At 65.3% G+C, this 15,657-nt stretch carries 11 protein-coding genes; 5 read left to right on the top strand and 6 right to left on the bottom strand.

What is annotated here, in order from left to right; translation table 11 throughout:
• Position 1: 1 nt before the first annotated feature.
• The 5 genes from ACFCYE_RS16925 to ACFCYE_RS16905 form a co-directional block, all read right to left on the bottom strand.
• Positions 2-1,081 (bottom strand): glycosyltransferase, encoded by a 1,080-nt coding sequence (locus tag ACFCYE_RS16925; protein ID WP_376180627.1) that lies wholly within the window; start codon positions 1,079-1,081, stop codon positions 2-4.
• Complete coding sequence (locus ACFCYE_RS16920; protein ID WP_376180625.1) at positions 1,078-2,181, bottom strand: hypothetical protein; 1,104 nt, start codon at positions 2,179-2,181, stop codon at positions 1,078-1,080. Before ACFCYE_RS16920 ends, ACFCYE_RS16925 begins: the two co-directional genes overlap by 4 nt.
• 65 nt (positions 2,182-2,246) lie before the next feature.
• On the bottom strand, positions 2,247-4,040 hold the full coding sequence (locus ACFCYE_RS16915; RefSeq protein ID WP_376180623.1) for an ABC transporter ATP-binding protein: 1,794 nt from the start codon (positions 4,038-4,040) through the stop codon (positions 2,247-2,249).
• On the bottom strand, positions 4,033-4,875 hold the full coding sequence (locus ACFCYE_RS16910; protein ID WP_376180622.1) for an ABC transporter permease: 843 nt from the start codon (positions 4,873-4,875) through the stop codon (positions 4,033-4,035). The genes ACFCYE_RS16915 and ACFCYE_RS16910 overlap by 8 nt, the downstream gene beginning before the upstream one ends.
• Positions 4,876-4,988: 113 nt before the next feature.
• Positions 4,989-6,155 (bottom strand): nucleotide sugar dehydrogenase, encoded by a 1,167-nt coding sequence (locus ACFCYE_RS16905; protein ID WP_376180620.1) that lies wholly within the window; start codon positions 6,153-6,155, stop codon positions 4,989-4,991.
• Between the two features lie 38 nt (positions 6,156-6,193).
• Between ACFCYE_RS16905 and ACFCYE_RS16900 the strand changes: the two genes are divergently transcribed.
• The gene (locus ACFCYE_RS16900; protein ID WP_376180618.1) at positions 6,194-8,527 is read left to right on the top strand and encodes a glycosyltransferase; all 2,334 of its coding nucleotides are present in this window, start codon (positions 6,194-6,196) and stop codon (positions 8,525-8,527) included.
• A 38-nt stretch (positions 8,528-8,565) separates the two neighbouring features.
• On the opposite strand, the gene ACFCYE_RS16895 is transcribed toward ACFCYE_RS16900, so the two are convergent.
• Positions 8,566-9,207 carry a hypothetical protein gene (locus tag ACFCYE_RS16895; protein WP_376180617.1) on the bottom strand — a complete coding sequence of 214 codons (642 nt, stop codon included), beginning with the start codon at positions 9,205-9,207 and terminating at the stop codon, positions 8,566-8,568.
• 282 nt (positions 9,208-9,489) lie between these two features.
• On the opposite strand from ACFCYE_RS16895, the gene ACFCYE_RS16890 reads away from it, so the two are divergent.
• From ACFCYE_RS16890 to ACFCYE_RS16875, 4 genes are all read left to right on the top strand, one after another.
• On the top strand, positions 9,490-10,692 hold the full coding sequence (locus tag ACFCYE_RS16890; RefSeq protein ID WP_376180615.1) for a hypothetical protein: 1,203 nt from the start codon (positions 9,490-9,492) through the stop codon (positions 10,690-10,692).
• Between the two features lie 22 nt (positions 10,693-10,714).
• Positions 10,715-13,039, top strand: a complete 2,325-nt coding sequence (locus ACFCYE_RS16885; protein WP_376180613.1) for a glycosyltransferase — start codon at positions 10,715-10,717, stop codon at positions 13,037-13,039.
• A gap of 16 nt (positions 13,040-13,055) precedes the next feature.
• Positions 13,056-15,428: a glycosyltransferase gene (locus tag ACFCYE_RS16880; RefSeq protein WP_376180611.1), complete on the top strand. Its 2,373-nt coding sequence runs from the start codon at positions 13,056-13,058 to the stop codon at positions 15,426-15,428.
• A 94-nt stretch (positions 15,429-15,522) separates the two neighbouring features.
• A partial coding sequence (locus ACFCYE_RS16875; protein WP_376178139.1) for a sugar phosphate nucleotidyltransferase occupies positions 15,523-15,657 on the top strand: 135 nt, incomplete at its 3' end.

The raw sequence follows: 15,657 nt of genomic DNA, 5'->3' as shown, positions 1-15,657 counted from the left end.
ACTACTCGGCGCGCCGACGGACAGCGCGCAGGAAATCCTGCAGCGCATCCGTCCTGTGCTCCCATGATGCGTCGGCGGCCGCGTCCCTGCCCGCCTGGTTCGGAGACGGATGCCGCAGCGCACGCTCGAGCGCGGCATCCGCGTCGCTTTCGTTGGTGTAGACCTCGATGCCGACGTCGGATCGTTCGCGAATGCCGGGCGTCTCGCGCGCCACGACGGCGAGTCCGGCCGCGAGGTACTCGTAGAGCTTCATCGGGCTGCGCCCCGCGTTGAGCGGGTTGTCGGACAGCGGCAGGAGTCCCACGCGTGCCGTGTGCAGCAGAGCCGGGACCTCGGCGTAGGGCACGGCGCCGAGGAGCTCGACGTTCGCCGGCACAGTGTGCGGCGCGCTGGCTTCGGGACCGGCGATGGCGAACCGGACCTGCGGATGCGCACGCGCCCAGGCGACGACACGCTCCCAGTCGAACCTGTCGTCGAGCGCTCCGACGTAGACACAACGGGCGTCCCGCGCGGTGTCCGCGCCGACAGGTGGGGCGAAGCGCGCGACATCCGCCCCGTTGCTCAGCACGAGCGAAGGAACCCGAAGCGAGCCCAGGCCGCGCAGCACTTCGTCGGACGTGGCGATCACGCCGTCGGCAGCATCCACGATCTGCTGCTGCAGGCGATTCTTGACCCCCGCGGGGTAGAGATCCGTCGGGCGATAGACCACCGTTTCCGCGAGCGAGCGCACGGAATCATCCCAGAGCAACGGCTGATCGATGAGCACCGCATCGAAGCCGGCGGGGATGCCCGCGCGTTCCAGCATCCGCGCGACCCTGGGGGCTCCCACCGGCGCAGGAAGGGCCGTACGCGGGACGATGTGCAGCACGCCGTTCGCCTCACGCTGCGGATGGCGCGGTACGGCGGCGAGGTCCTGTCGGCTGACACGTCCCGTGACCCGGTGGGCGAGCGAGATCGGAGTGCTCAGGTGCACGACGTCCGCTCCGCGTTCGGAGAGCACACGGGCGTAGTGGTGGCTGCCGACCCGGAAGGGACCGAACGGATGGCTGTGCGAGAGGAAGAGGATGCGGGCCTGAGTCATGCTCGTGCCCTGCGCACAGCGGCACGGATCTGCCGCTGGATGTCTGCGAGGACCGCCCCCGCGGCGCTCACGCGTTCAGACACCTCTGCCGCGCGCTCCGGCGTCGGGATGAGGACCTCTCTCATGCGCTCCGAATCGCTCGCGGTCGCATCCATCGAGATGCCCTCCAGGCCGATGGCTGCGAAGGCATTCGTGATCTTCGCCGTCGGATGCGGAACCAACTCGACGGGGATCGCACCGCTCAGCGCTGCGAGCACGAGGACGTGCATCCGGTCGCTGACGACGATCTGCGCCGCGTCGTAGCGTTCCCTGAGGTGTTCCTCGTGGACGAGCGGATCGGTGTCGCCCCAGGCATCGAACTCGCCACCGAGCAGCTCCGCGAGCTCGCGCGCGCGGTCCTCGTCCTCTCGCACCTGGACCACGGTGCGGATGCGGAGGCCGGCGGCCGATGCGCTCTCACGCACCGCGCTGAGCCACTGGGCGTCCGGCAGGGGGCGCGCCCCGCGAAGGCTCACGAGCAGTTCGGTGCGTTCGCTCCAGGCGAGGCCGTCGCGGGTGCCGGCGGAGAACCCGATGTCGGGTGCGAGACGCCCGGTCCGCGCGGTCGCCAGCGTCGACGCGTCTCGCCACAGCGTCACCTGCGACAGGCGGGTCGCCAGGCGATGGATGCTGAGGGCGGGCTGCGATGGCGCGCGAATGCCACGCGGCGGGCGGACGACGACTCCTCCCTTGAGTCGGACGATGATCGTCTCGGCGAGGAAGACGAGTTCCCTGAGCCCGTTGCCGCGGTCAAGAGGGATCTCGCCTGCCTCGAACACCAGGACGGGATGCCGCGGAGCAATCAGGAGAAGCCAGAGCCAACGCGGCACCGAGCTCTTGGAACGCAGCACGACCGTGCCGCTCGGGAGACCCAGCTGCCTCAACCAGACATCGGGGGCTTCCCCCGTGTATGCGACGAGTTCGTCGCTCGTGCCCATCGACCAGGCGAGCGTCTCTCGGCGGATGAGCGCATCACCGATGTTGCCCGCGGGGCCGGTGAGAGAGACGAAAGTTCTGGTAGCGCGCGGCGCTCGGGATGAGGGCGAATTCCGGCGGCGCATGATGCAAATCTAGTCGGTTCGTCGGTGGCCGTTCTCGAGCGGCACGACCGTCGAACCTGCGACAGTCAGGACGTTGTCGACGGCGTGGGCAGTGGGAGCACCGGCCCCGGATCGGCGCCGGCGTCAGCACCGGCGCCAGCGTCAGCACCGGCATCAGCCTCAGCCCCGGCGTCAGCACCCGCGTCCGCACCAGTCTCGGCACCGGCGTCAGCACCCGCGCCGGCGTCAGCACCGGCATCAGCCTCGGCGCCAGCGCCAGCACCGGCGTCCGCACCTGCATCAGCGCCCGTGCCAGCACCAGGCTCCGGCTCGGACTCCTGGGGCGGCGAATCCTGGTCGGAGGAGTTGCCGTCGCCCCTGGGCTCCTCGGGCTCTTCGGGCTCGGGTGGGAGCACCCGCGTGACCATGTACGGCACGCTCACCCTCACGCCGTCTTCGTTCTCCGCGGTAACGGTGTACACGACTGCTTCCTTCGTGCAGTCGAACGGAACCGCGCGGTCGGTGATGTTGTCGGGCAGCGCTGCGGCCAGTGGAAGGTCGATCGCGTCGACCTGGGCGTCACCCACCCCGATGGAGACCGTCTCGGCATTGTCGATCTGCCAGCTGAGCAGAACCTGCGCCTCGCCTTCGTCCGCAGCACACTGCACAGTGGTGGCGTTGGCGGTGAAGCTCGTGATCACAGGAGCCGCGGCTGCGGTCGGTGTCTTCTCGGGCTCGGGCTCAGCCGAAGGCTGGGGGCCCGAAGGTGACGCGGCGTTGGCAAGCGTACCGATGATCGCGCCAGCAGCGACGGCAAGGAGGATTGCGACACCGGTGAGCGCCATGAGCAGGAAGCTGCGCTTGCGCTGGCGCTGCTCGATTCGGCGGTGGCGCTCGCGACGTGCGATGGCGCGTGGCTCGTCAGATATCGAGGAGGGCACGGCTGTCGCCGGAAGCACAGTCGCGGCGGGCACTGTCGGCGATTGCTCGCCGTCTCCTTCGGCAACTCCGGCAAACCCTACAGCGACTGGGGCGTTCTTCGTCTGCGGCATCGACGCGGAAGCGGCGCCGACGGCACCAGCTCCGGGCTTCTTGGTCCAGGCGACGTACTCGGCGATGACGTCGGCGGCGGGCCCGTCGGCAATCAACTCGCCTTTGTGCACCCACAGCACCCGCTCACACGTCTCCTTGAGCGAGCCCACGGAGTGGCTGACGATCATCACGAGGCCCGCGCTGCCACGCAGCTCGCCGATGCGCTTCTCGCTCTTCGCGCGGAAGCGCCGGTCACCCACCGCGAGCGCCTCATCGATGAGAAGAATGGAATGAGCCTTCGCCGACGCGATCGCGAACCTCAACCGCGCTGCCATACCAGACGAGTACGTGCGCATCGGGTGATAGATGAAGTCGTTCAGCTCGGCGAAGTCGGCGATCTCGTCGACCTGCGCCGCCGCCTCGTCGGGGCTGAAGCCCATCGCCAAGAGCCCGAGTCGGATGTTGTTCTCGCCCGAAAGCTCGGGTACCAGAGCTGCATTCACGCCGAGAAGAACCGGGCGATCGCGAGCCAGGATGCGCCCCTCTGACGGAGGGATGAGGCCGGTCATCGCTCGGAAGAGCGTCGACTTGCCCGAGCCGTTGTGACCGACGACCCCGATCGATTCGCCTTCGCTCGCGGTAAAGGTCACTCCGCGTAGAGCTGGAACGGTTTGAAGATCGCGTCCACCCCGCAACGATCGCAGGCTCAGCATGGACTCCCGCGTCGTCATGCGCTTGCCGGAGGCGTACACGCGATAGTTCACGTGCACGTCCTCCGCGACGATCATCGCGCGGGGACCGTCATCCCGCACTCCGACTGTCTGACCGGGGAGCAGAAGATCAGTCACTGAGACCGTACCTCGGCTCGCCCTGCCAGAAGAAGATCGTTCCCACGACGATCATCACCAGTGCCCAGGCTGGTGCAGCGATCCACGCAAGCAGCGGGGCGGAGTACCCCGACAACAGCACGTCACGGGCGATAGAGATGAAGTCGTACGTCGGCACGAGGTGCACGATCGTCAGCAAGGTCGGATAGGCGGCGAGCGCGCCGTCGACATCGAAGAAGATGCCGCTCGCGTAGAACAGGATTCGGGTGATGATCGGGATCAGTTGCTGAATGTCTCGCGTGCGGACCGCGACTCGCGCGACAACGAGCGCGAGCCCGAGGTTGAAGACGCCCATGACCATGAAGATCGGGATGATCAGCAACCAGGACCAGGAAATCGGCTCGCCAAAGATGAGCAGGAGGATTCCGAGTAGCAGGATCACCGGGATCATGCGCATCGCCTGTTCGAACACGACGGAGATCGGAAGAAGCATTCGGGGGAACCCGAAACTCTGCACGAGCTTTGCGTTGTTCGTAATTGCCTTCGATCCACTCCCGAAGCAGCCGGTGAAGAACTCGAAGACGAACACCCCGACGATCAGGTACTGCACGAAGTTCGCCGGACGAGCTGCACCGGAGAGGATGAAGTAGAAGATGGTGCCGTACACGATCGCAAGCGAAAGCGGCTTTAGGACGATCCACAGCACACCGAGCCGATTTGGCAACAAGCCCGAGATCAAGCGGCTACCGGCGAGCCGCAGCGCAAAAGTAAGCATGCGCCAGGTTTCCGCGAGATAGTCGCCCAGACGAGGACGGGTCCCCACCTCGGTCAGACCGTCGGTCGCGGGCACAGCCATCGCTCCCATTCGGAATCCTCTATCTCTCTACCGTGGCGCACGATACGCCCGCGCCAGGGCGGGCGTATCGGACGATGATACCGCACGGGCCCGTGTGCCCACTTGCGACCTACTCAGTCGCGACCGTAGATGTCGCGGGTGTAGATCTTGTGCGCGACGTCGTCGAGCGCGTCGGTCGAGCGGTTTGCAATGATGACGTCGGCACGGGCCTTGAACTCGTCGAGGTCGCGCACGACCTCGGAATGGAAGAACTCGTGCTCCTCGAGCGAGGGCTCGTAAACGACGACCTCAATACCCTTGGCCTTGATGCGCTTCATGATCCCCTGGATCGAAGATGCGCGGAAATTATCCGATCCCGACTTCATGACCAGGCGGTAGACACCGACGGTCCGAGGCTCACGAGCGAGGATGTCCGATGCGACGAAGTCCTTGCGCGTGCTGTTCGCATCGACGATCGCGGCGATGAGGTTCTGCGGCACCTCGGAGTAGTTCGCCAGCAGCTGCTTGGTGTCCTTGGGCAGGCAGTACCCGCCGTAACCGAACGAGGGGTTGTTGTAGTGCGACCCGATGCGCGGGTCCAGGCCAACACCCTCGATGATCTGCTTCGTGTCGAGTCCGTGTACCGCCGCGTAGGTATCGAGTTCGTTGAAGTACGCCACTCGCAGCGCGAGGTAAGTGTTGGCGAACAGCTTGATCGCCTCTGCCTCGGTGGCGTCGGTGAGCAGTACCGGCACGTCCGTGGCGATCGCACCTTCGAGCAGCAGTTCGGCGAAGCGCTGGCCGACCGGGCCGCGGTCGCCCACGACGATGCGCGACGGATACAGGTTGTCGTGCAGAGCACGCCCCTCGCGCAGGAACTCCGGCGAGAAGATGATCGTCGCCCGCGGGTAGTCCGCGTTCATCCGAGCCGTGAACCCCACCGGCACGGTCGACTTGACCACGATCGCGGCGTCAGGATTGACCGCGAGAACGGTTTCGATGACACCCTCGACCGACGACGTGTCGAAGTAGTTTGTGACCTCGTCGTAGTTGGTCGGTGTTGCGACGACGACGAACTCCGCATCCCGATAGGCCTCGTCGACGTCGAGCGTCGGTGTGAGGCCGAGTTCGTGCGTGGAAAGGTAGTCCTCGAGTTCGACATCGGCGATTGGAGACACCCGACGGCTGAGCATCTCGACCTTCGCCGGGTCGATGTCGACGGCGAATACCTCGTGGTGCTGGGCGAGAATGACGGCGTTGGACAGGCCGACGTATCCGGTCCCGGCAATAGCGATCTTCATGCTCACAGGCTATCGGCCCGCGGATAGACTCGTCTCCGATGACCCCGCGCCCCCTTCTAACGATCGTCATGCCAGTCTCGGACGACGACACGACCGTCGCGATGGCCCTCGACAGCGCACTCGCCCAGACGCTCGTCGACATCGAGATCGTCTGCGTCGACGACGCCTCGACCGACGACACCGCGGCCATCCTCGAGCGCTACAGGAAACGCGATCAGCGCGTCCGCGTCGTGCGCCACGAGAGCAACCTATCGGCGTTCCAAGCACGACGAACCGGCATCCTGGCGGCGAGCGCCGATCACGTGCTGTTCCTTGATGGTGACGATGAGCTGGCACCGGATGCCGTGGCGACTGCGCTCGCGCGGGCCCAGTCGACAGATGCAGATATCGTCGGCTTCGGCGTCACCGTTGTCGAACGCGACGGGCGAACCGGCAGCCCCTACGAGGCGCGGCTGCAACCGCCACAGCAACAGCTCAGCGGCGACGAGGTCCTACGGACGCTCTTTCCGATCGACCGACCGGCGCAGGGACAACTCTGGCGATTCCTCTTTCGGACACGTGTACTGCGCGACGCCTACGCGTTGATGCCAGTTGACCTTGTGCTTCCGCGCGTCAACGACCTTCCGATCCTCTTCCTCGCGGCCACCCTGGCAACAAGCTATGCGGCAGTGCCCGACAGGCTCTATCGATATCATTTCGGCAGAGGCGCCAGCGGTCACCGCATCGACAGCGTCGAGCGTGCACTGTTCTACACCGGGGCGATCACCTCGGTCGATTCCATCGGTCCGGCCGTCACGCAGCTGGCCGCGGCGCACCGGGATCCTGACCTCTTGCAGGTGATCTATGCGTCGACGCGTCTGTCGATTATCGGGTACGTGTGCTTTCAGCTGGTCGAGCACAGCGATGAGTCTCTGCTTGACGACGCGCTAGCGCTTCTGCATACGGTCGCCACGAGCCATGACATCGTGCATGCGGCGGCCCGTTTCTATCCGGCGACGCTGAAGGCTCTTAAGTTCCATGCCACGTGGCAAGGTCTTCCCACGACTGTGCAGAGCATCCTGCTTGTCACGTCAACGCTGCGTACCGGCGGGGTCTCGGCAGTACTCGCGTCGCAGGCACGCTATCTGCACGACGCGGGCTACCGGGTAACCGTCGTTGCTCGCAATGCCGGGAGTGATATACGCGCTTTGCCCGCTGGCGTCACGTTCGTCGAGCTCTCCTCGCGTCAACTGCCCGCACAGCTGCTGCAGTGGGCGGAGATCTGCCGCGCCCACCAGGTCGACGTCATTGTTGACCATCAGGTGCTCTACACGGACGCCTGGCCGGAGTTCGCGCTCGTGGCACGAGCCGAGGGCGCCTCAACAATCGGCTGGTTGCATAACTTCGTCGCGCGTCCCGTGTACGACGGCAACGACCGGTTGACGTTCATCGAAAGGTGCAGTCCCACGCTCGCCCAGCTGGTCACCCTGTCACCTCTGGATGTCGCCTACTTCCGGCTGCGGGGCATAGAGCATGTCGCTTATATGCCCAACCCCCCGTCGCCGTTGATGCGAGAGTCAGCCGGCGACATGCGAGCGAAAACGGCCCCGACCGGGCAGCTGGAACTGGTGTGGTGGGGGCGCCTGGAGCAGCACACGAAACAAGTGCGTGAACTCGTCGAAGTGGGTGTGCAACTGCGCGCTCTCGGAGTGCCCTTCCGCCTCACCATCGTTGGCCCGGACTGGGACGACATCACTGCGAAGAAGCTCAACGCGCTCGCCCGTCGTCGCGGTGTCGGTGGCGCGGTCTCCGCCGTCGGGCCGCTACATGGCAAGGCCCTGGTCGCCGCGATCGACCGGGCGGACGCGTTCGTCTCAACGAGCATCATCGAGGGGTACCAACTCACGATCGCCGAAGCGCAGGCGCGTGGACTGCCGGTGTTCATGTATGAGTTGCCCTGGCTCACTCTTGTGCAGAACAACCAGGGTGTCGTCGCCGTGCCACAGGGTGACGCTCGGGGACTTGCCGCTCAGCTCGCTGACGTCCTCAATAACACCGATCAATACGCGCAATTGTCCCAGGCGTCCTTGGAGGCCGCGGCGCGGGCAGGAGCCCACGACTTCGACCGTTTGTATCGCGACGTCGTCGCGGGGACGCTCCCACCTGAGTACTCGCCGCCCCCGACCCTCGACGACGCCGGACAGTTGCTCCGTCTTATGGTGTTCTTCTCCGAACGTGCGGGCGGAAGCGCCGGAATGCGCGCCGCACACACCCGAGCCTGGGGTGCTCGGATGTGGCAGTCGGCAACGCCGCTCGGTCGCGCCACGCTACGACGCATTCCTGGACTGCAGCCTCTCGCATACCGTGCGAAGGGGTGGCTCGGAGCGCGCTGACGTCCATCCTCGCTACATCGCCGCGACCTCATCGAATATCACGCGACAGCGTCCATCGCCGCATGGATGTGCGCCCGCAAGTCCGCGATATCGGCGCGCGCAGCGTTCACCGCTGGCGCGAGGGACGGAAGCTGCGCGTCGAACCGCGCTGCGAACCCATCGAATTCGTCATAGCGGCCGACGAGACCGCCGAGGCCAACGGCCGTCAGCAGACGCGAGATTTTGTGCGGGTCGCTACCCGACCCGATCGGGTACGCGCCTTCTGTCGCCCCGATGATGAGTCCGTGCGCGCGGTCACTGATGACAGCCAGCGACCGCCTGTATACAGCGCGTATGTAGTCGTCGAGCGCGTCGTGACGCATGCTCAGCGGCGTGATGTACTCACCGCCGAGCGCGTTCGCGAGGCGCACCGCCCGGGGCGCGTCGCGTGCCACTTGCGCAACCGTGACTATGCGCGTCTGGGTCGAGACAGCAAAGGCGCGGACAGAGGACAGCCATTCTTCACCAGGCCACGGGCGGTCGAACCGCATGGTCACCGTGATGAACGGGCGCTCGATCACGGGTGCCCATTGGTCGACCGGCGCGCCTTCGGAATACGCCCAGTCCGGAGCGAAGTCCCCGAATCCGGCACCATCGCGCGACCCTTGGTCACGCCACGACATCACCGACGCTTCGCGCATGACCGAGTCGAAAGCGACGCCTCCGAGGTTCTCGACGTTCTTGATGCCGATCCCGGCGAAAATCAACGCCCCACCGTCCTCGAGGGCCCGCGCGCACTCCGCCGCTCGGCGCGGAACCGGGAATATCCCGCCCGCCCGCGGGTTGATCTCACCGGCATTGAACGCATGCACCGGTCGCACCGCAGCCTCCTCGGCTTCGGCCCAGTCCGCCCTCCGCGCGTAGTACGTGACGTCAGGGCCTGCAGCGAACCCAGCAGTGTAATCTGCCGTCGCTTCACCGAGATGGACGTGCACGTGTCGTCCTGGGCCTCGCAGAGCCTCAAGGTAGGCGACGCGCAGCGCCGAGTCGCCGAGATTGTCATCCTGCCCGCTGAGGTGCGCGAAGACGTGCTGGGTCCGTTTCACTGTCACGGCACCCCACACTATATGGTGGCTTTTGTGTTCTCCGCGCTACTTCCCGCGACCGGGGCAGCGAGCGAACGGGACGCTTCACCAGGCGCCGTTCCGACGGTGCTCGTAACCTCGCGGCCGCCACGTCACCGTGTCGATTATGTGGATCAACTCCTCGGCGACGGCTCGAACGGACGAGCGCCAGAGGACGTCGTATTGAAGTTCCATACGAACCCGTCGCGGTCGCACGGCGTCGACGTGGTCCATCTGACCGACATCGCGCGGGTAATCGGCGACGGACAGATTTCAGATCGTAAACGCATCCGGCGCGCGAAACGCTTCACGAGGCTCCTCCGCCGCCGCAAGATCGCGCTTGTGCGCACCGCTCACGGAGAAGAGCTGACCCGGCCACCCTCACGGCCGGAGACCATCCTTGATGAGGCCGCGGCGAGCGTAATCACGCTGATACCCCCCGCCGCAGCTGATGGCCGGTCCCCCATCCTCATCGGCCACAGCCATCTTCGCGACCGGTTCCTCGGTTTCCCCCGCGAAGAGCCTCGTGCGGGGCGCGTACTCGTCGTCGCCAACGAGGTGCTGGATCCTGCATATGAGGCCACCTTGAAGGTGTTCAGCGTCGCCAAATTGCCGGGCTGGACATTACGCATCGCCGGGAAGATCCCACCCGAGCTGGAGGACTCGTACGCACGCACGCTTGCAGATCATGTCGACGCGATCTCAGTTCGCGACGAGGAGCTCTCGGATGCGGCCCGGGTCATCGAAGTCAGCCAGTCCGAGCTGGTGGTGGTCGTGGCCACCGAGGGGTACGAAGGTCAGAGCGTCCTGATGCTCGCCCTGTCCCTGGACCGCCCCGTCCTCGTCGAAGACTCCGTCCGCACGCGAGCACTGGCGGACGAGGTCGGGACATCCTGGGTGCGCCGGCACCCGGGACAATTGACTGCCCGCGCACTCGAGGCCGCGCTCGCAGAGCTGCGCGCTGATCCGCCGACCGGGAGTCCGAACCTCGACGCACGCGACCCCAACACGGTTAGCGCACGCTACGGCGACGTGTATCGTAACGCTGCGTCGGGACGGTGAGCACCTGATGCCGATTAAATCGATGCCCCTCATCTCCTTCATCATCGCCTGCGGAGATGACGAAGGAGATGTCGACCGCAGCCTGAGATCTTGTCTCGCTCAGACGTTCCCGGAGATCGAGATCGTGTGCGTTCACTCGACGCAGGCCTCACCCGTCACGGCCGCAATCGCAGACGACCCGCGGATCTCCGTGCTCGCCCAGCCGGAGGACGCACTCGCGGCGCAGTTGCGTCGAGCGGGCGTCGAGGCGTCGCGTGCCCCTTTTGTCCTGTTCCTCGACGCCGGCGATACGCTCGATCGAGGCGCTGCGATGCGTCTTCGCCGCCAGGCGGATGACACACAGGCCCAATTGATCGGTTACACGATCGAAACAACCCGTGCCGATGGCAAGACCACGAAGTCCGCGCCTGTGGCCGGGCCTCTCAAGGGCGCCGATATTCTCCGCAAGCTCGTGCCTCGCGAGACGCCCGCGGGTCTGGATACGTGGCGCACGCTGTTCAGCCGGGAGTTGCTTCGACAGGCGTACGCAGAGGCCGTCGATGGCGGAGCGGCGCTTATCGACGATCGGGCGGTCGTCCTGCTTGCATACGCGTGCGCAACGATCTACGCCTCGGTTGACGCGGTGGCATACATTCACCGAATGCCCGTAGCCCGGACCGATGCCATGCAATTCGGTCACGCGCTCGATCGCGTCGATGCTTTCCGCTACATCGAGATAGCGATGCACGAGCGTGCCCGTTCCAGCGCTGACCCAGAGCCGCTGCTCGAGGCCTACACTGCCGGGTATCTGACCGCCGTAGCCGACGCCCTCTCGGCGTTCGCCGCTCTCCCCGCCGAGACACGGACGGATGAGCAAGCTCGACTACGGAGGAGGATCGACGAACTCGATTCGACCCTGGCAGCCGTAGCGTTCGCGCCGGAGGCGCTTGCTCTGCTCGCCGCGCACGGAGAGCGCCGGGAGCTGGGGCAGTCTCCTGTTCGTAGTGTGCTGCTCACGACCAACGTTCTCACCACAGGTGGCGTGTCGGGGGTCCTGCTCACACAGGCGCGCTTGCTCGTCGGCGCGGGTTACCGGGTGACTGTCGCGACCCACAGACCGGGCAGCGCCGAGTCACTGGTTCCGGAGGGCGCGGCCCTCGTGCAGCTGACAGGCACGACCCGACGCCAGCGAGTGGCGCAATGGGCGCAATTGTGTCGGCGCCACGATGTTGACGTCGTCATCGACCATCGGATCCTCTACTCCCGTGATTGGCCGGCGTTCGCGCTCGCGGCGCGGTCGACGGGAGCGGCGACTGTCGGGTGGGTTCACAACTTCGCGGGGCGGCCCACATACAACGGCAATGATCTTCAATCCCTGTTAAAGACGCATCTCGGAGCCCTCGCACATCTCGTCGTGCTCTCACCGTTGGATGTCGCGTTCTGGAAGCTGCGCGGCATCCCCCATGTCAGTTACCTGCCGAATCCGCCCTCGCCATTCCTGCTGGAAGCAGGCGCAACGCGTGACGCGAAGCGGGCGCCGCAGGGGCGCCCTTTGGAGCTCGTCTGGTGGGGGCGCCTCGAGGAACACACCAAGAAGGTGTCACAGCTTGTGGAAGTCGCTGCGTCCCTGGAACGGCTCGGCATCGATTTCCAGCTGCGGATTGTCGGCCCGGACTGGGCGGACATGACGGCGGATCGCCTGCTCGATCTCGCCGCAAAACGCGGCGTCGCGGATCGCGTCGAGCTCACGGGACCGCGGCATGGTGTCGACCTCCTTGCAACGATTGATTCATCCGATGTCTTCGTCAGCACGAGCATCATCGAGGGGTATCCTCTGACGCTGCCCGAAGCGCAGTCACGCGGACTTCCAATAGCGATGTACGACCTCCCATGGCTGTCTCTGACCCAGGACAACGCCGGTGTCGTCACGACACCGCAACAGGACCCGGACTCCCTCGCCGCGGCGCTGGCCGATCTTTCGACCGATCCCCAACGATACGAATCGATGTCGAGGGCATCTGTTGCGGCCGCTTCCCGCGCGGTCTCGTTCGACTTCACCCAGCTGTACGAACAGTTGCTCCATGGAGAACTGCCGTCAGCGTATTCTCCGGAACCGACGATCGAAGACGGGCGCAAGATTCTCGAGCTGCTGGTCTTCTTCGCCGAACACAGTGCCCCACCACCACGGGCCATGGCGGGCCGTTCGCCGTCGCGACACAGCGCCACACCTCGACGTCGCGCGCAGCCACGCACATTCGGTCCGCGTGTCGAACAGAAGTTGACGCCGATCGGCCATCACGTCGTGGATATGGCCCCGTGGCTGCGGCCTGTCGTGAGCAAAGTCAAACGCCTTCTGCTGCACCGATAACGAGAGCCCTACGCCTGTGACTCCTCTGGTCTCGATTGTCATTCCCGTGTTCAACGACGCGGAGGCAATTGCCAACGCCATCGACAGCTGCCTCGGACAGACCCTGCGGGCGATCGAAGTCATCGTCGTGGATGACGCGTCCACCGACGACACCGTCGAAGTCGTCCAGCGCTACCGGGCCCGCGATCCGCGCGTGCGTGTGATCCGCCAAGAGCGCAACGCATCGGCGTTTCAAGCCCGGCGCGCCGGGATCCTTGCGGCGAGGGCACGACACCTACTGTTCCTCGACGGTGACGACGAGCTCACAGAACGCGCGGCGGAAGTGGCGCTCGACAAGGCGACTGCCACGGGCGCAGACCTCGTGCAGTTCGGCATCGAGGTCGTGCACCGCGACGGCCGGTCCGGTGGGGCATTCGAATCACGCCTTCAGCCGAAGCACTCGTCGCTCTCCGGAAGCGACGTGCTACTCAAGTTGTTCCCCCATGACCGTCCTGCACAAGGGCAGTTATGGCGGTACCTGTTCCAGACGCGGCTCCTGCTCGACGCCTACGCGCTCATGCCGTCCGACCTGGTTCTGCCCCGCGTCAACGATCTACCCATCACGTTCCTCGCCGCAACGCTGGCAGCCCGCTTCGCATCGATCCCCGACCGTCTATACCGCTATCACTTCGGGCGAGGGGGCAGCGGTCAAAAGGTGCACGACCTCGACACCGCGTCGTTCTATGCAGGTGCGATCCGGTCCATCGACTCGATTGAGTCCGCTGTCCGTGAGCTCGCCAGCAGGGCCACCGACTCCGAACTGATACTCACAACATACGCATCCGTCCGACGAGCGATCATCGGATACACGACTCACTATCTCGCGGAGCACACCCGAACGGATCTGCTCGATGAGATGTTCGTCGACTTGTATTCACGCGCATCCGCTAGCGACATCGTGCAGTCGACTGCTCTGCATTGGCCGAAGGCGATCGACACACTCGCGGCGCACGGTGCCGCGATCGACCTTCCAGCGCGACCAACGCGCAACGTGCTTCTGGCGACGAATCACCTGCGGACCGGAGGGATCTCCGGGGTCGTCATCTCACAAGCACGGGTGCTGCTGGATGCCGGCTTCCGGGTGACGATCGCAGCACGGGAGCCAGGTAGCGATCTGTCCAGCGTGCCCGCTGGCGCAGCCTTCGCCGAAACATCGGCCGACACTCTGGGCACTTCGCTGGTTGAGTGGGCCGGCATCTGCAGGCGGAATGATATCGATCTCGTGATCGATCACCAGTGGCAGTACTCGACGTCGTGGCATGCGTTCGCCCTCGCTGCGCGAGCAGAGGGCATCCCTACGATCGGATGGTCGCACAACTTCGCCGGCCGCTCACTACTGCTCGGCCTCGATCGCCTCGAGCGCGCTCCTCACTACTTCCCCCTGCTGGCGCACCTCGTGGTGTTGTCACCACTCGACGTGGAGTTCTGGAAGCTGCGTGGGATGCAGCGCGTCTCGTACCTGCCGAACCCGCCTTCGTCACTCCTTCTCAATGCTGGCATCGCCAGCACGCCGAAACCTGGGCCGACGGGTCGCCGGGTCGAGCTCGTCTGGTGGGGAAGACTGCAACAGCGCACGAAGCGCGTGACCGAGCTGATCGATGTTGCAGAGCACCTGGATCGCATGGGCGTCGATTTCCGCCTTCGGATTATCGGTCCTGACTGGCGGGATATGAGTGCGGCGCAGTTGAATTCTCTGGCGCGCGAGCGTGGCCTTGGCGGCCGAGTCGAGGCGATCGGTCCGCTACGCGGCGCCGACCTGGTCGCTGCGATCGACGCGTCAGATATTTTCGTGAACACGAGCATCATCGAGGGATATCCGCTCACGATTCCTGAAGCGCAGGCGCGCGGCCTTCCGGTGGCGATGTACGACCTCCCGTGGCTCGCGCTGGCTAACGGCAACGGCGGACTGGCGGTGGTCCCTCAGCAGGAGGCGGGCCGACTGGCCGCTCTGATCGCAACTGTTGCGGCTGCCCCGCGAAGGTACACACAGATGTCCGCAGCCTCCATCGCTGCCGCGCAGCGTGAGCTCAATCACGACTTCACGGCCATGTATCGGCAGCTCGTCACCGGGACGTTGCCCAGTGAGCGTTCGCCAGAACCAACGCTCTCTGGCGTCCGGCAGGTCGTGGATCTCGTCATCGAACTATCAGAACAGTATTCGGCCACCCGCACGTCAGTACCGGCATTGCGCTCCACCGGGGACGAGGTACGCGGCGGCGGCACAAGCACTGAGAAGTGGCGCAGACGCATCTACAACCGCATACGCCCTATCGTCCGAGCAGCTCTCGACGTCGCACCATGGCTCCGGCCTACCGTGCAATCTGTCAAACGCCGTCTTCTTCGACTCTGATCGACGGTCTGGTACCACCTCCCAAGCTCGATGCCCCTGACGAGAGGTTTGCGGGATCAGCTGGGCCTGCATGTGTGTGGGAGGATAACTGCTTGTGAAAGGCATTATTCTTGCGGGGGGTTCGGGGACGCGTCTGCATCCGATCACGCTTGGTGTTTCCAAGCAGTTGATCCCGGTGTATGACAAGCCGATGGTCTATTACCCGTTGTCGACGCTCATGTTGGCGGGT

This window comes from Microbacterium sp. NPDC056234 (genome assembly GCF_042267585.1).
Classification (GTDB): Bacteria; Actinomycetota; Actinomycetes; order Actinomycetales; family Microbacteriaceae; genus Microbacterium.
Note: the sequence above shows the minus strand (reverse complement) of the source record. Positions and strands in the feature narration are given on the sequence as shown.